26 protein-coding genes are annotated in these 19,221 nt (G+C 65.4%); 14 read left to right on the top strand and 12 right to left on the bottom strand.

The window, feature by feature from the left end; all coding sequences use genetic code 11:
- The first annotated feature begins 14 nt into the window (after window positions 1-14).
- Complete coding sequence (locus tag SPYCW_RS07710; protein WP_172595447.1) at window positions 15-782, top strand: ZIP family metal transporter; 768 nt, start codon at window positions 15-17, stop codon at window positions 780-782.
- Window positions 783-819: 37 nt separating this feature from the next.
- On the opposite strand, the gene SPYCW_RS07705 is transcribed toward SPYCW_RS07710, so the two are convergent.
- Window positions 820-1,734 (bottom strand): LysR substrate-binding domain-containing protein, encoded by a 915-nt coding sequence (locus tag SPYCW_RS07705; RefSeq protein ID WP_120216295.1) that lies wholly within the window; start codon window positions 1,732-1,734, stop codon window positions 820-822.
- 128 nt (window positions 1,735-1,862) lie between these two features.
- Here SPYCW_RS07705 and SPYCW_RS07700 point away from each other — a divergent pair, with 128 nt between their 5' ends.
- The 6 genes from SPYCW_RS07700 to msrA all read left to right on the top strand — a co-directional run bounded on the left by SPYCW_RS07700 (window position 1,863) and on the right by msrA (window position 5,480).
- The gene (locus SPYCW_RS07700) at window positions 1,863-2,261 is read left to right on the top strand and encodes a RidA family protein (RefSeq protein ID WP_120216294.1); all 399 of its coding nucleotides are present in this window, start codon (window positions 1,863-1,865) and stop codon (window positions 2,259-2,261) included.
- The gene (locus tag SPYCW_RS07695) at window positions 2,258-3,409 is read left to right on the top strand and encodes an oxidoreductase (protein WP_120216293.1); all 1,152 of its coding nucleotides are present in this window, start codon (window positions 2,258-2,260) and stop codon (window positions 3,407-3,409) included. Before SPYCW_RS07700 ends, SPYCW_RS07695 begins: the two co-directional genes overlap by 4 nt.
- Before the next feature lie 46 nt (window positions 3,410-3,455).
- On the top strand, window positions 3,456-3,995 hold the full coding sequence (locus SPYCW_RS07690) for a DUF417 family protein (protein ID WP_120216292.1): 540 nt from the start codon (window positions 3,456-3,458) through the stop codon (window positions 3,993-3,995).
- A 102-nt stretch (window positions 3,996-4,097) separates the two neighbouring features.
- On the top strand, window positions 4,098-4,427 hold the full coding sequence (locus tag SPYCW_RS07685; protein ID WP_120216291.1) for a DMT family transporter: 330 nt from the start codon (window positions 4,098-4,100) through the stop codon (window positions 4,425-4,427).
- A gap of 97 nt (window positions 4,428-4,524) precedes the next feature.
- Window positions 4,525-4,971 (top strand): peptide-methionine (R)-S-oxide reductase MsrB, encoded by a 447-nt coding sequence (gene msrB, locus SPYCW_RS07680; protein WP_120218175.1) that lies wholly within the window; start codon window positions 4,525-4,527, stop codon window positions 4,969-4,971.
- Window positions 4,968-5,480, top strand: coding sequence for a peptide-methionine (S)-S-oxide reductase MsrA (gene msrA / locus SPYCW_RS07675; protein WP_120216290.1), 513 nt, complete (start codon window positions 4,968-4,970; stop codon window positions 5,478-5,480). The genes msrB (SPYCW_RS07680) and msrA overlap by 4 nt, the downstream gene beginning before the upstream one ends.
- Before the next feature lie 9 nt (window positions 5,481-5,489).
- Here the strand turns inward: msrA and SPYCW_RS07670 are convergent, their stop codons facing one another.
- The 5 genes from SPYCW_RS07670 to SPYCW_RS07650 form a co-directional block, all read right to left on the bottom strand.
- Window positions 5,490-6,752 carry a bifunctional alpha/beta hydrolase/OsmC family protein gene (locus tag SPYCW_RS07670; protein WP_120216289.1) on the bottom strand — a complete coding sequence of 421 codons (1,263 nt, stop codon included), beginning with the start codon at window positions 6,750-6,752 and terminating at the stop codon, window positions 5,490-5,492.
- Window positions 6,753-6,799: 47 nt separating this feature from the next.
- On the bottom strand, window positions 6,800-7,318 hold the full coding sequence (gene msrB, locus SPYCW_RS07665) for a peptide-methionine (R)-S-oxide reductase MsrB (RefSeq protein WP_232014874.1): 519 nt from the start codon (window positions 7,316-7,318) through the stop codon (window positions 6,800-6,802).
- Between the two features lie 175 nt (window positions 7,319-7,493).
- Window positions 7,494-7,865, bottom strand: a complete 372-nt coding sequence (locus SPYCW_RS07660; RefSeq protein ID WP_120216288.1) for a VOC family protein — start codon at window positions 7,863-7,865, stop codon at window positions 7,494-7,496.
- A 37-nt stretch (window positions 7,866-7,902) separates the two neighbouring features.
- On the bottom strand, window positions 7,903-8,673 hold the full coding sequence (locus SPYCW_RS07655) for an alpha/beta hydrolase (protein ID WP_232014873.1): 771 nt from the start codon (window positions 8,671-8,673) through the stop codon (window positions 7,903-7,905).
- A 38-nt stretch (window positions 8,674-8,711) separates the two neighbouring features.
- Entirely contained in the window at window positions 8,712-9,689 is a 978-nt protein-coding gene (locus SPYCW_RS07650) for a carbon-nitrogen hydrolase family protein (RefSeq protein WP_120216286.1), read from the bottom strand.
- A gap of 118 nt (window positions 9,690-9,807) precedes the next feature.
- Between SPYCW_RS07650 and SPYCW_RS07645 the strand changes: the two genes are divergently transcribed.
- Window positions 9,808-10,677: an MOSC domain-containing protein gene (locus SPYCW_RS07645; protein ID WP_145985953.1), complete on the top strand. Its 870-nt coding sequence runs from the start codon at window positions 9,808-9,810 to the stop codon at window positions 10,675-10,677.
- A gap of 41 nt (window positions 10,678-10,718) precedes the next feature.
- Here the strand turns inward: SPYCW_RS07645 and SPYCW_RS07640 are convergent, their stop codons facing one another.
- On the bottom strand, window positions 10,719-11,624 hold the full coding sequence (locus tag SPYCW_RS07640; protein ID WP_232014872.1) for a LysR family transcriptional regulator: 906 nt from the start codon (window positions 11,622-11,624) through the stop codon (window positions 10,719-10,721).
- A gap of 103 nt (window positions 11,625-11,727) precedes the next feature.
- Between SPYCW_RS07640 and SPYCW_RS07635 the strand changes: the two genes are divergently transcribed.
- Genes SPYCW_RS07635 through SPYCW_RS19515 form a run of 4 tightly spaced genes read left to right on the top strand, consistent with a single transcriptional unit; the run spans window position 11,728 to window position 13,749 of the window.
- Window positions 11,728-12,279 carry a carboxymuconolactone decarboxylase family protein gene (locus tag SPYCW_RS07635; protein ID WP_120216284.1) on the top strand — a complete coding sequence of 184 codons (552 nt, stop codon included), beginning with the start codon at window positions 11,728-11,730 and terminating at the stop codon, window positions 12,277-12,279.
- 44 nt (window positions 12,280-12,323) lie between these two features.
- Entirely contained in the window at window positions 12,324-12,944 is a 621-nt protein-coding gene (locus SPYCW_RS07630) for a pyridoxamine 5'-phosphate oxidase family protein (RefSeq protein WP_120216283.1), read from the top strand.
- Entirely contained in the window at window positions 12,941-13,414 is a 474-nt protein-coding gene (locus SPYCW_RS07625; protein WP_120216282.1) for a nuclear transport factor 2 family protein, read from the top strand. Before SPYCW_RS07630 ends, SPYCW_RS07625 begins: the two co-directional genes overlap by 4 nt.
- Complete coding sequence (locus tag SPYCW_RS19515; RefSeq protein ID WP_172595445.1) at window positions 13,411-13,749, top strand: nuclear transport factor 2 family protein; 339 nt, start codon at window positions 13,411-13,413, stop codon at window positions 13,747-13,749. The genes SPYCW_RS07625 and SPYCW_RS19515 overlap by 4 nt, the downstream gene beginning before the upstream one ends.
- A gap of 126 nt (window positions 13,750-13,875) precedes the next feature.
- Here the strand turns inward: SPYCW_RS19515 and SPYCW_RS07615 are convergent, their stop codons facing one another.
- The 5 genes from SPYCW_RS07615 to SPYCW_RS07595 all read right to left on the bottom strand — a co-directional run bounded on the left by SPYCW_RS07615 (window position 13,876) and on the right by SPYCW_RS07595 (window position 16,844).
- Window positions 13,876-14,631: a molybdopterin-binding protein gene (locus tag SPYCW_RS07615; protein ID WP_120216280.1), complete on the bottom strand. Its 756-nt coding sequence runs from the start codon at window positions 14,629-14,631 to the stop codon at window positions 13,876-13,878.
- Window positions 14,628-15,500: a cytochrome b/b6 domain-containing protein gene (locus tag SPYCW_RS07610; RefSeq protein WP_232014871.1), complete on the bottom strand. Its 873-nt coding sequence runs from the start codon at window positions 15,498-15,500 to the stop codon at window positions 14,628-14,630. Before SPYCW_RS07610 ends, SPYCW_RS07615 begins: the two co-directional genes overlap by 4 nt.
- Window positions 15,501-15,712: 212 nt before the next feature.
- The gene (locus tag SPYCW_RS07605; RefSeq protein ID WP_120216279.1) at window positions 15,713-16,159 is read right to left on the bottom strand and encodes an NrsF family protein; all 447 of its coding nucleotides are present in this window, start codon (window positions 16,157-16,159) and stop codon (window positions 15,713-15,715) included.
- 12 nt (window positions 16,160-16,171) lie between these two features.
- Window positions 16,172-16,351, bottom strand: coding sequence for a DUF1109 family protein (locus tag SPYCW_RS07600; RefSeq protein ID WP_120216278.1), 180 nt, complete (start codon window positions 16,349-16,351; stop codon window positions 16,172-16,174).
- Entirely contained in the window at window positions 16,341-16,844 is a 504-nt protein-coding gene (locus SPYCW_RS07595) for a sigma-70 family RNA polymerase sigma factor (protein WP_120218171.1), read from the bottom strand. Before SPYCW_RS07595 ends, SPYCW_RS07600 begins: the two co-directional genes overlap by 11 nt.
- A 224-nt stretch (window positions 16,845-17,068) precedes the next feature.
- Between SPYCW_RS07595 and SPYCW_RS07590 the strand changes: the two genes are divergently transcribed.
- On the top strand, window positions 17,069-17,848 hold the full coding sequence (locus SPYCW_RS07590; RefSeq protein ID WP_120216277.1) for a DUF1223 domain-containing protein: 780 nt from the start codon (window positions 17,069-17,071) through the stop codon (window positions 17,846-17,848).
- A 142-nt stretch (window positions 17,849-17,990) separates the two neighbouring features.
- On the top strand, window positions 17,991-19,214 hold the full coding sequence (locus SPYCW_RS07585) for a glycoside hydrolase family 130 protein (protein ID WP_120216276.1): 1,224 nt from the start codon (window positions 17,991-17,993) through the stop codon (window positions 19,212-19,214).
- Window positions 19,215-19,221: the final 7 nt, after the last annotated feature.

The following is a 19,221-nucleotide window of genomic DNA, read 5'->3' as shown; positions in this document are numbered from 1 at the left end:
CAGGGAGACTAACGTTGCCGATCGTCTTGCAAGCGGGTCTGTGGGGATTGTTGTCGGCATCCGGCCTCATGATAGGGGCGGTGATTGCACTCGTTTTCTACGACAGCTTGTCGCATCGCTTCATTGCGGCGGTGATGGGGTTTGGTGGCGGTGTGCTTATCGCCGTCTTGTCTGTGGATTTGATGGAGAAGTCGTTTGCAGCAGGCGGGCCTTACGGCGCTGTGGTCGGTGTGATGCTGGGTGCCTTTACATTCTGCGCGTTGAACTGGCGCCTAGCGCGCCGAGGTGCACAGCATCGCAATCGTTGTGGCGGATGCGTGGAGCAGCCGTCGGAGGCCGAGCATAAAGGTAGCGGAGTTGCGATCGCCTTAGGCGCCATCCTCGACGGCATACCGGAGTCGCTGGTCATCGGGCTTTCGCTGATTGGCGGCGGGAAGATTGGCATCGGCCTCGTCGCCGGCTTTTTTCTCGCCAATGTTCCACAAGGACTCTCCAGCGCTTCGGGCATGAGGAAGGCCGGCCGCTCCAGGACGTACATCTTTCTGGTCTGGGCGGGCATCATGCTGGTCAGCGGGCTCGCGGCAGCGGTCGGCAATCTCTCGCTTGGCTCGACCGGTCCAGTGCTCCCGGCGGCGATTCTGGGATTCGCCGCGGGCGGCGTTTTGGCCATGCTGGCCGAGTCTATGATCCCCGAAGCCTTCGAGGACGCGCAGCCCTTCATCGGTTTGATCACGGTGATTGGATTTCTAGCCGCATTCCTGATCATCAAGGGCGAGGCTTGACTAGCGAGCACTGCTTTTGAACGCTAGCACAGCGTCATCAAGTGCTCGGGAAACCAAGACGGGCTTCGTTCAACACCCACGCTTTGGCCGCTTGAACGGGAACGCTGCTGGGCCGGGCGGCATCTTCAACAAGATGATAGGTGAAGGCATCCACCTCGGGGCCGAAGGGTTGAACGAGTTGGCCTGCTTTGATTTCTTCGGCAACCAGAATGAGGCTGAGCAACGCAGCGCCCTGGCCGGCCACCGCCGCCTGAATGGCGTGACTCTCCTCGGAAAAATGAAGATGCGATGTGGGATCGACCATGGGAAGGCTCATCGCCTTAAACCAGTTTTCCCACGTTGGATTGCCAGCGTCGGGCCGCCGCCAAGCGAAGTGGATCAATGGCACTCGGCATAAGTCATCAGACGTCAGTAAGGCGAGATTGGGGTTCGCCACGGGCGCGAATTTGTCGGCGAACATCGCCTCGCTCCGCAGGCCGGGATACGGGCCGTGGCCATAGCGGATCGCGAGATCGATCTGCGCCGTGCTGATATCTACGGGATCGTCGGATGCGTGGAGCTGCAGGTCTATGTCGGGGTGTTTCGTTTGAAAATGCCGTACGCGGGGCAGCAGCCACTTGGCGGTGAATGCCGTGGTCGCCGAGATCTTCACGATCGGGCGTCGGCGCGTTGCTTCAAGCCGCGCCACCACTTCGGCGAAGTGATCGAAGCCGACCCGAAGGACAGGATAAAGGATCTCAGCGGCCGCAGTGAGCACGACCTGCCGGACGCGACGCTCGAACAATGGGATGCCAAGGTGCGCCTCGAGCGCGTTCACTTGATGGCTGATCGCCGTCGGCGTCACGCCGAGCTCGCCGGCCGCCAGTTTGAAGCTGCGGTGGCGCGCTGCTGCTTCGAAGGCGCGTAGCGAAGCCAAGGGCGGAAGTTTTCTCACCCGTACGCCATAGATCAATTCTGCTCACCCGTCAGATGCGAAGTTGGAGTTTGTCCGGACTTTCGCCGAGGCCCACCTTGGTCATGCCAGCCACACGATGTGGCGACCGGCACGGCACGTTCTGCCGACCAACGAAAGCCAAGCCCATGTTGAGCCGCATCGTCACCGACCCTGACCCCTACGAACCCTATCTGCTGTCGCAGGCGATCAAATTCGGCGACCTGCTGTTCGTCTCCGGCCAAGCGGGCTATGCCGACGATGGCCGGATCGTCGACGGCGATTTCACCGCGCAGGGCGAACAAGCTTTTGCGAACCTGCGCCGCGCGCTTGAGGCCGGCGGGTCCGATTTGGCGCATGTCGTCAAAGTCACGATCTTCGTCACCGACATGCAGGCGCAATTCAAGAACGTGGTTGCCCTGCGCCGCAAGTTCTGGAGCGAGCCCTACCCGGCCGACACGATCGTCGAGGTCAAGGCGCTCTACAATCCCGAGGTGATGATCGAGATCGACGCGATCGCCGCTGTCGCGGTCGGAGCGGAACGATGAGCACGACCTTGCCGCCTGCGTTGTCGAGTGGGGAGCTCGGTGCTGCCGCCGCATTGTTCAGCCCGTTCGATCTGGCGGGCCTGTCCCTCGCCAACCGCGCCGTGGTGTCGCCGATGACCCGGGTCAGTGCGACCGACGAAGGCCATGCCACAGCGCAGATGCGCGACTACTACAGCGCCTTCGCTTTGGGGGGTTTTGGTCTCGTCATCACCGAAGGCATCTATACCGACCGCGTCTACTCCCAGGGGTATTTCAACCAACCGGGGCTTGCCGATGACCACCAGACGGAGGCGTGGCGCGCCGTCGTCGACGGCGTTCATGCGAGCGGCGGCAAAATCATCGCGCAGCTGATGCATGCCGGGGCGCTGTCGCAGGGCAACCCGCATCATGCGCTCAGCGTTGGACCCTCTGCCGTGACGCCGAAAGGCGCGCAGCTCACCCTCTATCGCGGTGAGGGTCCGTATCAGACCCCGTTTGCGATGACGCAGGCGGACATCAATGCCGCCGTCCGGGGTTTCGCTAAGGCTGCCGAGCATGCGCAGGCCGCCGGCTTCGACGGTGTCGAGGTGCATGGCGCGAATGGCTATCTTCTCGACCAATTCTTGACCGAGGGTGTCAACATCCGGACGGACAGCTACGGCGGACCTATAGCGGCCCGCGCGAAGCTGCTCCTGCAGGTTCTCGACGCGGTGCGCTCCTCTGTCAGCCGGGGCTTCGTGGTCGGGGTTCGCATCTCGCAGGGCAAGGTCAACGATTTCGAGTATCGCTGGGCGGGTCGGGAGGAAGACGCGGAAGCCCTGTTCTCAATGTTGTCACCCCATGCCGACTACATCCACACGACCGAATACGAGGCTTGGCGACCGGCATGCTCCCCCGAGGGGCACAGCCTGGCCGCGCTCGCCAAGACGCATTCGGGACTGCCCGTCATTGCAAATGGCGGGCTCCACGATCCCGCACGAGCGAGCGAGCTTCTGGCCGGCGGCGCGGATCTCGTCTCGATCGGTCGCGGCGCGCTCGCGTCGGCCGACTGGCCCGGCCGCGTCAGCGCCGGACGCGCGCTGCCGGAGTTCGACAAAAACATGCTGCTGCCCATCGCAGATCTGTCGAACGCCGATCGATGGCGGGCCGCCAGCATCGAGCAGCGATAGTCCTTTCTCGTCCGCGTAACCCACCTCGAATCCAAAGGAGGCCGACATGGCCACCCGTGCAATCACCGACACACTCTCCGCCCGACGCCCCACCAGCATCCTCGACAGGATCTCCGAGCAGGGCGAGAGCATCGCCCGCTTGGGAAGCTTCGCCATCACCATAACGCTGGCAGTCATCTTTCTGTGGTTTGGGAGCCTGAAGTTCATCGGGTTCGAACAGGAGGGACTGGTCGGGATCATCTCGAACAATCCGCTGATCTCCTGGCTCTATCCGGTTTTTGGACAGCCGGCGGGTGGCGCCATGTTCCTCGGCGTCGTCGAGATCGCCGCCGGCCTCCTCATCCTGGGCCGACTGGTCGATCCCAGACTATCCGCGATCGGCGGCGCGATTGGCGTGTTCTCGTTCTTCGTGACCGTCACCTGCATGTTCACCACGCCAGGCGTTATCCAGCCCGGTTGGGAGGGAACGCTCGCATTGTCGCCGGGGCTGGGCGCGTTCCTGGTCAAGGACATCGTCCTCTTCTCGGCCTGCCTGTGGCTGCTTGGCGTTTCGCTGACGGCGATGCACGCCCGCCGAGGTCTCTAACCGAACCGGCACTCAACGCGCGGCGACCGCGCCACGATTGAAGTGCGTCACTGGTCGCGAGCCGACCTTCCTGGGCGAAGGCCCGAATCGAGGAGTTTCATCATGGGATGGCTATTTCTGGTGTTGGCGAGCGTTTTCGAAGTCGGCTTCACGACGACGCTGCGTTTCACCGACAATTTCAAGAACATCCCGGCCGTCGCTGCCTTCGTCGTCTGCGTGTGCCTCAGCCTCGTCTTCCTCGAACTGGCGAACCGATCGATCCCGCTTGGAACCGCCTATGCGATCTGGACGGGCGTGGGCGCTGCCGGCACCGTCGTGATTGGGATGCTGTGGTTCAACGAGCCCGCGACGGCCGTACGCGGGCTCCTGATCCTGGGCATCATCGCCTGCGCCATCGGGTTGAAATTCACAGCGGGCGCCGCAGCGGCATAGCTGCCACGTCAGGGGACGATCGAAGTTCGGCTGAGTTAAGCCGGTGACGACCATGGCTCGCATCGTGCGAGAAGCTTTGAACCCGAAGGAGGTCAACATGTCAGATTATCGCAAGACCGAAGAGGCGCTAGCCCGGTTGACGGCCGAGCAGCGCCACGTGACGCAGGAAAGCGGCACCGAACGCCCGGGGACGGGCGAGCATCTCGGCAACAAGGAGCCCGGCATCTATGTCGACATCGTGTCGGGCGAGCCGCTGTTCGCCTCGTCCGACAAGTACGAGTCCGGCTGCGGCTGGCCGAGCTTTACCAAGCCGATCGATCCCGTATTCGTCACTGAACTGCGCGACGACACGCACGGCATGACCCGCACCGAGGTGCGCTCGATCCATGGCGACAGCCACCTGGGGCACGTCTTTCCCGACGGGCTGACCGATAAGGGCGGTCTGCGCTACTGCATCAACTCGGCCTCGCTCCGCTTCGTCCATCGCGACGACATGGAAGACGAAGGCTATGGTGCATACCTCGATCAGGTGGAGACAGTATGATGGCACAAGAACGCGCCCTGCTCGCCGGCGGCTGCTTCTGGGGGATGCAGGATCTGATCCGCCGCCGGCCCGGAGTCCTCTCGACCCGGGTCGGGTACTCTGGCGGTAAGATAGCCAACGCCACCTACCGCAACCACGGCAACCATGCCGAGGCGATCGAGATCATCTTCGATCCCGACGCCACGTCGTACCGAGAGGTGCTCGAACTCTTTTTTCAGATCCATGACCCGTCGACCCGAGACCGTCAGGGCGGCGACATCGGCGCGAGCTATCGATCCGCGATCTTCTACACGAGCGATGAGCAGCGCGCGACCGCCGAGGACACGATCGCCGATGTGAACGCTTCAGGCCTGTGGCCTGGCTCCGTCGTCACCGAGGTGAGTCAGGCCGGCGACTTCTGGGAAGCCGAGCCCGAGCATCAAGACTATCTGGAACGACGGCCGAACGGCTACACCTGCCACTTCGTCCGGCCGGGTTGGGTGCTTCTGCGCAGAGCGGTCGCGGCCTGACGCCGGACCTCAGCCTTCTTCGCGACAGGCAGCGTCCATGTCGCGGTAATGCTCATCATCGGGCGTTGCCGCGACCATAAGGCTTGGAGCAGCGACGAGAGCGGTCTCGACGCTGGCGCCACCTTCAAGCGATCGGTGGACCGGGCACTTGTCGGCGATCTCGAGCAGCTTGGCGCGTTGCGCGTCGTCGAGCGGACCTTCGAGCGTGACCTCGCGCGTGAACAGGTCGGCGGGAGTAGTGCCGGGCTGCTTGGCATGCCGCACGGCGACGCTGGCCCGTTCCAGCGGCAGCTGCTTACGCGCGCTGTAAAGGCGCAGCGTCATCGCCGTGCACGCGGCGAGGCCTGCCGACACCAGCTGGTACGGCGTCGGACCCGAGTCGAGACCGCCCACGTCGACGGGTTCGTCGGCGTAGAAGCGGGTGCTGCCCGCGGTGATCTCGACCTGGAACTTGCCGGCACCAGTCTCGACGGCGCGCACGGCGCCGTCATCGGCTGGCATCGCCTCGGCTGCCGTGCCGACATAACGGGACGACCAGCCGGCGACGACTTGGGCGACATAGTCCGCGTCACGGGCGCGAGTCAGGAGATGGTCGGCGTCGTCGAGCGAGACGAAGCTCTTGGGGTGCTTGGCGGCGGTGAAGATCTCCGCGGCATTCTCAACGCCGACGATCTGGTCGACGGGCGAATGCATGACCAGTAAGGCGCGGTGCAGCCCGGCGATCCGCCCGCCCTGATCCTGGTTCTTAATCCCGTCGACGAGCTGTTGCGACACGGTGAACGGTCGCCCGCCGATCTGGACCTCGGCCTGGCCGTCGCGCGCGATATCGTCGAGGTGCGCGGCGAACAGATGCGCGACATGCGCGACCGAGAAGGGCGCTCCGATCACCGCCACCGCTTTGACCTCGGAGATCAACCCCGCGGCCGCCAGCACCGCCGCGCCGCCGAGACTGTGGCCGATCAAGAGAGAAGGCGCGATCAGCTCTGCCCGCATGAAGTCGGCCGCCGCAACCAGATCTTCGACATTGGTGCCGAAGTCGCTCTGGCCGAACGAACCTTCGCTCTCACCCAGTCCGGTGAAATCGAAGCGGAGGACCGCGATGCCCTCTGCGGTGAGCGCGCGGGCGATCCGCACCGCGGCGAGGCTGTTCTTGTCGCAGGTGAAGCAATGAGCGAACAGGGCAAAGGCGTGCGGGGTACCGACCGGTCGATCGAGACGCGCTGCAATCTTGTGCCCGCCCGCGCTGGTGAAATGCAATGGTTCCGACCGCATTCTCTATCCCCGTCTCGTTCACCTGTTGGTCACAGGGGTCCGCCGCGTCAGGCCCGTGCGGGTGTGAAGCGCATCGCAACGCCGTTCATGCAATAGCGCAGGCCTGTGGGTCGTGGGCCGTCGTTGAACACATGGCCGAGATGCCCGTCACACCGTGCGCAGCGCACCTCGGTCCGGGTCATCAGCAGCACCCGGTCCTCACGCTTGGTGATCGCGTCGGGCAGGTGCGTCCAGAAGCTGGGCCAACCGGTACCGCTGTCGAACTTGGTCCTGGATGAGAACAGCGGCAGCGCGCAGCCGGCACAGGAGAAGCGTCCCGCGCGGTGTTCGGCGTCGAGCGGACTTGATCCCGGCTGTTCCGTCCCGTCTCGGCGCAGCACGCGATAGGCCGCGGGAGACAGCCGCTTGCGCCACTCCGCGTCGGAGAGCCTGAGCTTGGCGGGCGAGGCTCCGGCGGCGAGGCTCGGCAAGCCGCTCGAGACGGCGAGGAATGCACCCGCCAACGCGGAGGCGCGAAGCAGGGTGCGGCGATCGACATGCTGGGTCATGCCGTTCAATTCGTGCATCGATGGCACCCGGTTACACGCTTGCAATCGCGGACCCCATGACGCGGAACCCACGGCACCCGTACATCCTGGCGCACGATCGTCCCAAAGTGGCTGCGTTGCAGGCGATGTATCCGGGCATTTGGCGTCGCTGAGCCGAATCTCCGCCGGCCTTTGCTGGCAGCGGGGACTGACCTTATCGCACCGGCGGCGTGTAGAGGTTGACGAGGTTGCCGTCGGGATCGCGGAACAGCGTCGACCGATTGCCCCAAGGCTGGGTCGTGGGCTCGAGCACCCATTCGATGTCTTCCGATCTTAGCCGCTCGCGTTCGGCGTCGACGTCCGTCACTTCGAATTCCAGGATCACCGATCGGTTGGCTCCGGCGACTGCCGCCCCGGCATTGTCCTGATCGACCGAGCGGCGGCTACAGATCGCAAGGACCGCGCCCGCCGTTCGTACCTCGACGAAATCCTCGTTGCTGACGGGCGCAACGCCGGTGATCCGCTGGTAGAAACCGGCGAGGGCGGTCACATCCTCGGTGACGATCCTGGTGGATGCAAATTTCATCAGTAAACCTCCTTTGGTGATGTCGAGAGTTGGGCTCTTACGCTGTGGCGCCGCGTAGGAAGACGAGCACCGCATCCCAGTTCGCCGCAGCCCCGGTCGGGTTCCGGCTGGGGATCAACGTCGAGGAACCGTGAACGCCTTTGGCGGGAACGTATTGCTGCTTGGCTGTCGCGGGCGAGGCGGTAAGGATTGCCTTGCCCGCCCCGACCTCGGCCGGGTCGCTCGCGGAGGTGATGAAGGTCGGCACCTGCACGCGCCCGGCGGCCTCGGCGACGGGCGCGCCGTCGCCGAGGTACTCCCCTGGCGAAAAGGCGAGCACCGCTTTGACCGCGGGGTCGGCGGCGACACGGAACACGAGCGCCGCCGAATAGCTGCTGCCCCACAGGATCACCGGCGCGCCCTGTTCCTTGCCCCAGGCGAGCGCTGCCTGCAGGTCGCGCTGCGCCTCGGCATAATCGGCTGATCGGCCGATCGCAGCGACAGTCTGATTGGGACCGAACAGGTCGCCGCCCGACCGCTGGTCGATGGCGAGCGCGCTGTACCCCGCTGTGACCAGGCGCGGGGCGATCGTCGCATATTCCGCCTTGCTGGAGTTCGCCTGGTGGAACAGCAGGATCACCGCCTTGGGATTGGGTGCAGGATAGTGGAGAGCCGCGACCTTAACCCCGTCCGCCGCGGTCAATGTGACCGGGACGGCGGCGGCGAGGGGCTGCGCTATGCCCTGTTCTGCCGGCTCGGCGGCGGGAGCCGGGGTCTGCTGGCACGCGGCGAGCAGCATGAAGCCGGTGATTGAAATGAATGGGCGCATGGTGACGTCTCCTGAAGGTCTCGGCCTTGTCGTTCCGCTCATGCGGCACCGTCCCGGTCGGAGAAGGTGACGCCTCGTGCCGGCGCACGGTTGACGCGCAGCTCGAAAATGTCGGGGCGGCTGTAATGACCGCTGGTATCAAGACGCAGTCGCCCTTCCGGTAGCCGGTCGAGATCGATCGTCGCGTGCAGCGTCTCCAGGCTGTCGCCTGCCGGTCCCGCGACGAACATGCCGTCGGGGCCGAACACGGCGCTGCCGCCGCCCTTCAGCATCATCCGGTCCTCGGGGATCGCCTCGAGCATCGCCCGCGCGAGAGGGTCGGCAGGACCGGAGTCGAATCCAGCGAGCACATCATCACGCGTCAGCACGCAGCCGGCGCCGACGACGAAGCATTGCCCTTCGAACGCATAGTGGCGGCTGTTAATCTGGTGGATTTCGCCCAGCCCGGGCCAGAGCGCGAAATGCACGGCCTCGCCCGTCGCGTGCATCGCGGCGCGCGCTAGGGGCATCCAATGCTCCCAGCAGATCAGCGTGCCCATCGGCCCATGCGGGGTGTCCCAGGCGCGCAGCGTGCTGCCGTCGGCGCCGGCCCAGATCAGCCGCTCCCCGTACGTCGGCATGACCTTGCGGTGGATGAACGGGACAGCATCTGGCGCAACGCGCAGCACGCTATTGTAGAGGCTGGCGCCGCGCCGCTCGTGCATGCCCATCACGATATCTACGCCGAGCTCTGCGGCGAGCTCGGCGAGTCGCGCGACCTCCGGGCCGTCGAACGCGGGCGCGTTCTCGAACAGGCGGCGGAACAGCGCGCCGGCGGGCGGATGGTCCCACAGCGCTGCGCCCGCGGACTCGTCAAGCCACACCGGATAGCCGGGCAGCCACGCTTCCGGAAACACGACGATCTCGGCCCCATCGCGGACGGCCTCTCGAACTAGCTGCTCGGCACGGGACAGGCTGGCCGCCAGATTAAGAAAGACCGGCGGCGCTTGCACCACGGCGACGGCGAGTTTGGTCAAGGCGCGCTCCTTCGGTACTTCAAGCTACCGCGGTCATTCGGCGGTGACGGCGCGCAAGTTACGCGACCGGTGCTTTCGTGTAACCAGTCGGCAAGCGGATGCGAGGAGATCGAATGCGGTGACGGCAATCGGGGCGGTTTCAGGGCTTTGGCGATTTCCCGTCAAGTCGATGTTGGGCGAGGTCGTTGACCGCCTCGACTTTGGCGCGTCGGGTGCGACGGGCGACCGGGTGTGCGCGCTGATCGACCGCGCGACGGGCAAGGTAGCGAGCGCCAAGCTCCCGCACCGCTGGCGCAAGCTGCTGGAGTTCAGGTCGCGTATATTGGGCGGCGTGGACGCCCAAGGGCGACCGCTCGTGGAACTGGAGCTGCCCAGCGGCCTCCGGCTGCGGTCGGACCAGGGGGACATCGACCAGCTTCTGTCGGCGGCGCTCGGGCGCGAGGTCATGCTGGCGTTCGCGCGGGGCGCTGCGCTGGAGATCGATCGGGCGCGACCCGAGGACGTCGACGAACGCGGTCCGGACGGCGAGGTCTCCCCCGACATACTCAAACTGGGAATGGCCGCGCCGGATGGCGGCTTCGTCGATTATGCGCCGGTCCATATGATCGCGGGCGCTAGCCTCCGTCGCGTGGCAATGGCGATCGGCGCGCCGGGGCCGGAGCCGGTCCGTTTCCGTCCCAACATCGTCCTCGACACGATCGACGCTGAACCCTTCCAGGAAAATGGCTGGATCGGCCGGGACCTGCACGTGGGCGATGCAATCGTCCTGCGTTTCATTTCGCCCACGCCGCGCTGCGCGGTGCCTGCCTTGAAGCATGACGAAACGCCACTCGCCCCTCGCGTGACGCACGTGATCGGCACGCTCAACCGCGTTGAGGCACTCGACATGGGCAAGCTCGCGTGTCTCGGTGCTTATGCCCGCGTGATCAGGGGAGGTACGGCTAGAGTGGGAGATACCGTGCGACTGCGGGTCGGAGACGCGAGCTGAGGCTTTGCCGGATCAGGCGCGGGGAGCAGCGATGCTGACCGCTACAATACGGCCCTCTCCAATCTGTCACGCAGTCGCGGAGACGCGAAATCGATGAAGGCGCGCAGCTTGAGTGGAATGCGTGCGTGCCCGCCGTGGACCAGATGCACTGGCGCAGGGGGTGGCTCGAAGGCTTGCAGCGCGATCGTCAAGGCATTGCGCCGCAGGTGGTCGACGGCCTGATAGGACAGGATCCTGATAAGACCTATGCCCGCGAGCGCCGCGTCGATCGCGCCCTCGATTGTGTTGACGCCCAATCGCGAGCGCATGGTCGCAGCGATTTCCCCGCCGGCCGTGGCGAAATGCCAAACTTCCGGCGATGTCGCACCAATGGGCGAGATTGCGGCATGCCCCTCCAGGTCGTGCGGTGTCTCCGGTACACCGCGCTCGGCGAAGTAAGCGGGGCTGGCGCACACGACGCGGCGCACCGACCCCAGACGGCTCGCAATCAACCCGCTGTCGGGCAACTCGCCGATCCTAAGGGCGACATCGATATGATCGTCGATCAAGTGGGCGACCCTGTCGCTCAGCGTCAGCGTCACGCCCACCTCCGGGTAAATGCGCAGGAAGTCGGTAACAACCGGCAGCACGTGGAGGCGGCCGAACATCACCGGCGCAGAGATGACGAGGTCGCCGCGCGGCGCCACATATTCGCCCGCCGCCGCTCGCTCTGCCTCGTCCACTTGCTCAAGAATGGCCCTAGCCGCTGTTACGTAGCAGCGCCCGGCATGGGTCGGAACGAGGCCCTTGGAGGAGCGGACCAGCAGACCGGCTCCCAGGTGGGCTTCCAACTCGGACACCTTCCGACTGACCGTGGCCAGCGGCAAGCCGAGTTCCCGGCCCGCCTTGGATAGGCTTCCGGCTTCAACCGCTCGGAGCAGGATCCTCATCGCTTCAATTCTGTCCACGTCCATTATCCTTCCAGAATCCGAGAGGCTGCATCCCAATACTCGCAGCTACTCGACATAGCTGAAAGGCGTAAATTGCGGGCTCACCAAAGAAGGAACCGTCATGTCCCGTCTGCCCATCCCCGCCACGATTGACGCCGCCCCCGCCGCCTCCCAGCCGCTGCTGGAGGGAGTGAAGAAGAAATTGGGCGTCGCGCCCAACTTGTATCGCCTGGTCGGCACCAGCCCCGCCGCACTGGAAGGTTTGCTCGGCCTGTCGGCCGCACTGGGAAAGGGCGTCATTTCCGCCGCGTTGGGCGAGCGGATCGCGCTGGCGGTGTCGGAGATCAACGACTGCAATTACTGCCTCTCCGCACACACCTATATCGCGCAAAAGCTGGTAAAGCTCGACGACGCCGAGATCGCCGCGAACCGCGCCGGCCGATCGAACGACGCCAAGGCCGACGCCGCGGTGCGCTTCGCCGCCAAGGTCGTGCGGGAACGGGGGCATGTCGAAGAGGCCGATGTCGCCGCTCTCAAGAGCGCCGGCTACGACGACGCGCAGGTGATCGAGATCGTGCTTCACGTCGCGCTCAGCACCTTCACCAACTACCTTAACGAGGTCGCCAAGACCGACATCGACTTCCCGGTCGCGCAGGCCCTCCAGGCGGCCTGAGCCGCTTCCCAGCTCCGACCTCGACACCGCAAAGGAGTGCGATCATGGCCTATGACTTTCTTGATCGGCTCGCGACGCCCGGTGTCGAGGCGGCGCGCGTCGCGAACGGCGTGGGCGGACTGTGGGAGAGGGTGGGGGGTGATCGCGCATCGACGTCCCTCACAGCCCAGGAGGCGGCGTTCTTCTCGGCCCGCGACAGTTTCTATCTGGCGAGCACGTCGCAAACCGGGTGGCCGTACATCCAGCACCGCGGCGGGCCGCCGGGTTTCCTGCGGGTGCTGGATGAGCGAACCCTGGGGTTCGCCGACTATCGCGGCAACCGGCAGTATCTCACATTGGGCGCTATCGCCGACGACGACCGCGTGGCGCTGTTTCTCATGGACTATCCTCGCCGCCGACGGCTGAAAATCCTGGCGCACATGACCGCACACGACTTGGCGGCGGAGCCCGACCTCGCCGCCCGGCTGGCGACGCCCGGCTATCGCGGCGTGGCCGAGCGGGCCTTCATGTTCCGGCTGGAAGCGTTCGACTGGAACTGCCCGCAGCACATCACGCCGCGCTTCACAGCAGCAGAAATCGAGGCGGCGAGCGCGCCCTTGCGGGAACGGATCATCGCGCTGGAGGCCGAGAATGCGCGACTGCGCGCCGAGGAGAAAAGGCAATGAACGATCACGCCCGCCCGCCCTTGCCGCCCTTCACCCCGGAGACCGCCGCGCGCAAGGCAAGGATGGCGGAGGATGCTTGGAACAGCCGCGAACCCGCCAGGGTGGCACTCGGCTACACGCCCGACAGCCGCTGGCGGAACCGGACCGAGTTCCTGGTCGGACGGGAACAGATAGAGGCGTTTCTCGCGCGCAAATGGGCAATCGAGCTCGACTACCGCCTGATCAAGGAGGTGTGGGGCTTTGGCGGGAACCGCATGGCGGTGCGCTTCGCCTATGAGTCGCACGACGCCGTGGGGCGATGGACCCGATCCTACGGCAACGAACTCTGGGAGTTCGATCACGCTGGCCTGATGGCGCGCCGGATCGCCAGCATCAGCGTTCTCCCGATCCGCGATAACGAACGTCTGTTCCACTGGCCGCTTGGTTCCAGGCCGACCGATCATGCGGAACTCGGCGAACTCGGGCTGTGATCCTCGCAACGCTTACTCCAGATTGCGTCGTCATCGAGAGCTTCGGACCGATCTACCGTGGGCACGATTGGGTAGCACGATGGGTCTCGACGTGGCTGGCTGAGGACGGGCACGTAATCGACTGGACAGTCCGCGATCTACGATCCTCATCCGGGAGTGAAATCGCGGAATGGACTTTCCACTACACGTGGCGCGGAGAGGAAAAGAGCTTTGACGGTGCAACAATCGCGAATCTGCACGACGGCAAACTCTCGTATCTACGTGAGTACGCCACAACGGCGGCGATCTATGATTGGCGAGGCGAGTGGCAGACATTTCCAATGACAGTATCGTAACCTGCCTCAACGACCTTCCCGCAAAAAAAGAAGGATGAGCGGGATAGCACGAGCACGGCCGGTTGCCCGATGCCTTGGGAGGGGGCGCATCGCAGTTCGGATTGATCAACGATGCGAGCCGCTACCCTAGATCCCGGCATACCAGGCATAATCATTCGAATCCTCCCAATAGCCGCCCTTGCCGGCACCGATGCCGGCGAGGCTCGCCACAGCCTGGACTCGCATCACGTATTTGGCGTGCTTGTATCCCAGCTGCCGCTCGACCCTTAGACGGATCGGCGCGCCGTTAGCGATGGGCAGCGCCTGTCCGTTGAGCGCGTGAGCGAGGATGGTCTGAGGGTGGAACGCGTCCACCAAGTCGATGCTTTCGTAATATTTGCTCGAGCCGAAATCGTCGGCGCAGTGGAAGACGATGTACTTGGCCTGCGGCAGCAGCCCCGCGTGTCGCAGCAGTGGGCCGAGCTGTGGGCCAGTCCAACCGCCGATCGCGCTCCAGCCTTCTACGCAGTCGTGCCGCGTGATCTGGCTCCGCTGCGGCAGGCCGCGAAGCTGGGCCAGGGAGAGCGTCAGCGGACGACGGACGAGACCGTCGATCGCCAGTCGGTAGTCCGCGAACTGGCCGGCGGCGAGCGCCTGATAATCTGCCGCGCCCGGATTGGTTGTTCCGTTCGCCCGGAACACGGGCGAGAGGTCGGCGGTGGTGAATTCGCGGGCGAGTGCGTCGCGCGCTGAGACCAGTCGGGTGAAGTCACGCGTCAGACCCTCTGTGCCCTCGACGAAGCCGCGAAAAGCAGGCGTAGCGGCGACGCGGTCGCAGCCCGACAGCAGCAGCCCGCCCCCGCCCAGCGCGAGCGAGCCGACGAGGCGGCGACGCGTGATCATGCCTGTTCCCCCTCGGGCCCATGGCCCTTGATCTCGCGCACATGAAACCAGCCGGTGATCATCGACCTGATCTCGTTAATCGGCCCCGCCAAGACGACCAGCACCACGTGGACCACGATGAAGCCGACAAACCCCGCTGCGCAGATGAAGTGGATCGAGCGGGCCGACTGCCGCCCACCGAACAGGTCGAGCAGCCACGGCCAGGCGGCATCGAACGCCGGCGACATCGTCAGCCCCGTCAGGATGACGACCGGCAGCAGCACAAACAGGACCAACCCGTAGGCAAGTTTCTGGAGGATGTTGTACTGCCCGGGCTCGTCGCCGTGGAAGCGCAGGCGCAGGTGGTCCTTGACGTCCTGCCACAAGTGCGCGGGCTTGAGCTCGTGCCGCTTGGGTAGAAGGTCGCGTCGGACGTGGCCGTTCCACACGCTGATGACGGCATAGGCGAGCGTCGCGATCACGAAGAGCCAGGCGAAGCTTAGATGCCAGCGTCTGGCCGCCGCCAGGCTGTAGCCGGACGGTATCGTCGACCACCACGGGAAGGCGTGCGTCGAAACGCCGCCGTCCTTATTGGTCGATCGTCCCAGCACGCCTGTGGTCGGAATGTCGATCGACGAGCCGAGCAGGACGTGTCCGCCTTGTGGCGTGGGCCCGATCCATAACCAGGGCGTGTCCGTGTTCGCGCCATACTCGCCCCAATAAAGCCGGGGGTGCGCGTTGAAGATCATGAGGCCGCTCATCAGCATTACGATCAGCAGGACCGCGTTCAGCCAATGCCACACTCGGGTCGACACGCGGTGGCGGTAGATGCGACCTCCCGCCGCGACTCCGGGCATCCCGTCGACATCTTGTCGTTCGGCATCGTTCATCCCCGCTCTCCTCGCTGCTGCATTCGGCGCGGGATCCGCTCAGGTTACACTCTGTTCGCGCACCCAAGGCGCGGGAACTTACCGGCCGTCCGCGAAGGCGCTGTAGCGTGTCGGCCCACTGTCAACGACGATGTGGTGAATGCCAAACGGACCTGGAGGAATGGGAGGTCGGTATCAGCGGCAGCGATTGCGCAAGATTCCTCTGAAAGCGCTCACCAACGCGCAAGCCGAGGCAGAATCAGCCGCGCCGCGACGGTGACACAGGCCATCGACATGCCGTACCAGATGGCTATGTAGAGCGGATCGTCGCTTGGGCAAGCGAAGGCGAACACGAACGCTCCCCAGGCCGCACCGGTCAGCCCGACCGCGATGGCCGTCCCTCGCGCGTTGGTAGGCGCGCCGCGTCGCATCAGTAGCCCCAGCGTCACCAATGCAGGCAGGGTCAGCACCACCGTCTCGAACGCGCACTCGACTCCAAGGCGCCAGTTGAGCCGCTCCCAGAGCGTGCCCGTGTCGCTCGCGACGATATCGACAGCCCAGCCTGTCACAAGCACGACCCCGATCAGCCCTGCCGCGTAACGAAGACCAGGCCTCGGGCTCGCGGTCGGATCAAACGAACGGAGCGCCGTGGCCGCGCCTAGCACGGCGAGCAGGCCCAGGCTGGCAAGCTTCTACCAGAAGCCGGGGTGCGCGGTCGCGTGTTGCATGTCGTCGCGCCCGGCGCCCAGCCACAGGAACAGGGCGAGCTGCGCTGCCGCCACCGCGGCGAGTAACGCGCCGTCCCGCCAGGGAGAGCGGGGCCGTACCGGCGCCAGGTCGGCAGTGAGCCGGTCGATGAGGTCAGTCGGCATGGTCTTGGTCCTGGACGATACGGGTGAGGCGGGCGAGCCCTCGATGAATGTTGACCTTCACCAGAGAGGCCGATTGCCCGGTCTTCGTAGAGGCCTCCTCGATGGACAAACCGTCGATCTTGACCAGTCGGATCGCATCGGCCTGGGCAGGACGGAGTTGGCTGAGCAGTCGTCCGAGCAGAGTGGCGCTGGTGACCGCGCTGCCATGATCCTCGACGCATAGATCCTCGGGTAGTTCGACCGTGGAGCTGCGCTTCATCTCGCGCAGCCGGTCCACCCACTTGTATTTCGCGATCGCGGCGATCCAAGGCCCAATCGGACGGTCGGACTGGTAGGTGTGTCGCTTGGCGTGGATCGCAGCCATGGTCTCCTGCACCGCGTCCTCGACCAGATCGGGCGGTAGCCGTCGGCGAAAATAGCCCAAGAGCCATGGCCGGAGCTGCTCCAGGAGTACGCGGTACGCGCCCGCGTCGCCGCCCTGCGCGGCCGCCATCAGCGCGCCCTGATCAGCCGCGTCCGCGACCGCCGGTCGTCGGGTAGGAAAGGCTAGGATACGCGAGGTCGCGAGCATGAACGGTCCTGCATCGGGCGGTCCTTTCCATTCATAGGCCGGCATCGACTGGTTACACGCACCAAAGTCTTTTTGCAGTGATCGCCGAAACGTAACCCGCTGCGCAGCGCGGCCGAACCAGTTGGTATCCTCTCAGGAGATCAGCCATGCGTTTCCCAAACACTGCTCGCGCACTCGTGGCGCTGTCGCTCGCCAGCACCGCGGGGGTGGCGGCGTTCGTCGGGCGGGACCGCGGCCACGCCGAGACGGTCCATGCGGCGCCCGCCCGGAAGGTCGCCGCTCCCAGCAACGGCCCACTGACCGTGGTCGAGCTCTTTCAAAGCCAGGGTTGCTCCTCCTGTCCGCCTGCCAACGCCAATGTGAACGCGCTGGCCGAGTCACGGAACGATGTGCTCGCCCTGTCCTACGGCGTGACCTATTGGGACAGGCTGGGCTGGAAAGACACGTTCGCCAAGCCCGAATACACAGCACGCCAGTGGGCGTATGCCCGCGCCAGGGCTCGAGGAAACGTCTGGACGCCACAGGTGTACGTGAACGGGCGCGACGACGTGGTCGGTGCAAATCCGGCGCAGCTCACCGCCGCAGTCGCGCGTGCGAAGCCGCTGGCGGCGACGCTGAGGGTGGCGCAAGGCCGCGTTGCGGTGGCGGCGGGCGCTGCGCCCAAGGGCGGTGCGGACATCCTCCTCGTCCGCTACGAGCCGCGCGCGATCGCCGTGCCGATCCGCGCCGGCGAGAATGGTGGGCGGACGCTACCGCATCGCAACATCGTGCGCCAGCTGGTCACGATCGGACGCTGGACCGGACCGGCCTTCTCCATCGCGCTGCCCGCCGCGCCGGGCCCCGGCCTGGCGCAGGCGGTGCTGCTCCAGCACGGGGCCGGCGGACCGATCATCGCCGCGGCGAAAGTGGAGGGACGACGTCTGTAACAATCGGGAAGCTGGGCGCGAACGAGGAGTATGCAGCGCGATGCGCCGCCCCACCGCGGCACTCCTCGCGCCTCGAGGCTGTAACCGCGCAAAGCCATCGCGCGAATATCGTGACATGCGCGCTCTGCCCGGGAGAAGATTATTGAGCCTCGCCGCTGTCATGCGTCACCCCGACCTAGTGCTGAAGCCGGATCCGGCGCGTACCGTGATCCGTCCTTTCCTCCCCGGTGATCCTCCGGCTTTCGCCGTTCCCGACCGCCCTCGCGCGCGTCGCATCGCCGAGCGCGTGCTCGCGTTCGACGAAGCGGTGCTTCATGTGGCACTCCAGACAACGTTTATCTCGTTGGAAGGCCGCTTCCGCGACCCGTATGCGCTGATGCTGCGTCGCTTCGACGAAGTCGCGCCGCTGCTCGATGAAACCGACCGCATCGGCGAGTTGCAACGGCTCCTGATCGGCGCCTATCTGAGCGAGGAGTACGCCTTCGAAGCCGCTGCGCTGTTCAACCCGAGCGCGGTGCTTCACCCCGACCAGTCCAGTCTCGCGCCCGGGGAAATCAGGTTCATCATGTCGTTGCGCGCGATCGGCGAGGGGCACGTCTCGTCCGTGACGTTCCGCACCGGCATCTGGTCGCCCTCGAGCGGGGATCTCAGTATCGATGCTCCAAGTCCCACCGCGGTCGCGCCGATCGTCGAGCAGGGCGGACCCGGCGGCCACACCCACATTCACCTGCACTGTGGTGGCAGCCTGACCGTATCCGAAACCGTGCTGTTTCCCGTGCTGCCCAGCCAGCGGCAGGGTATCGAGGATGTGCGGCTGACCCGCTTCGTCGACGACGACGGCTCGGTGACCTATCACGGCACCTTTACCGCCTTTGGCGGCGCGGAGGCGAGGTCCGAACTGCTGTCGGGGACCGACTTCCGCTCGTTCGAGATGCGGGCGCTGGCGGGGTCTGCGGCGTCGGCCAAGGGCATGGCGCTGTTCCCGCGCCGGATCGACGGCCGCTACGCCATGCTGGGGCGCCAGGACAGCGAGAACATCTGGCTGCACCTGTCCGATGACCTTTTGACGTGGGAAGGCGGCCATCCGCTGATCGGCCCGCTGTACCCGTGGGAGACGGTTCAGATGGGAAACTGCGGGCCGCCGATCGAGCTCGACGAGGGCTGGCTGGTGCTGACCCACGGCGTCGGTACCGTCCGCAACTACAGCGTGGGCGCCGCCCTGCTCGACCTCGACGACCCATCGCGCGTTCTGGCGCGTACGCCCGAGCCCATCCTCATGCCCGAGGCAGGCGAACGGGATGGCTATGTGCCCAATGTGGTCTACAGCTGCGGCGGCATCGTTCACGAGCGCACGCTGCTCCTATGAGGGGACC

The sequence above is a fragment of the Sphingopyxis sp. EG6 genome, from assembly GCF_003609815.1.
Lineage (GTDB): Bacteria > Pseudomonadota > Alphaproteobacteria > Sphingomonadales > Sphingomonadaceae > Sphingopyxis.
Note: the sequence above shows the minus strand (reverse complement) of the source record. Positions and strands in the feature narration are given on the sequence as shown.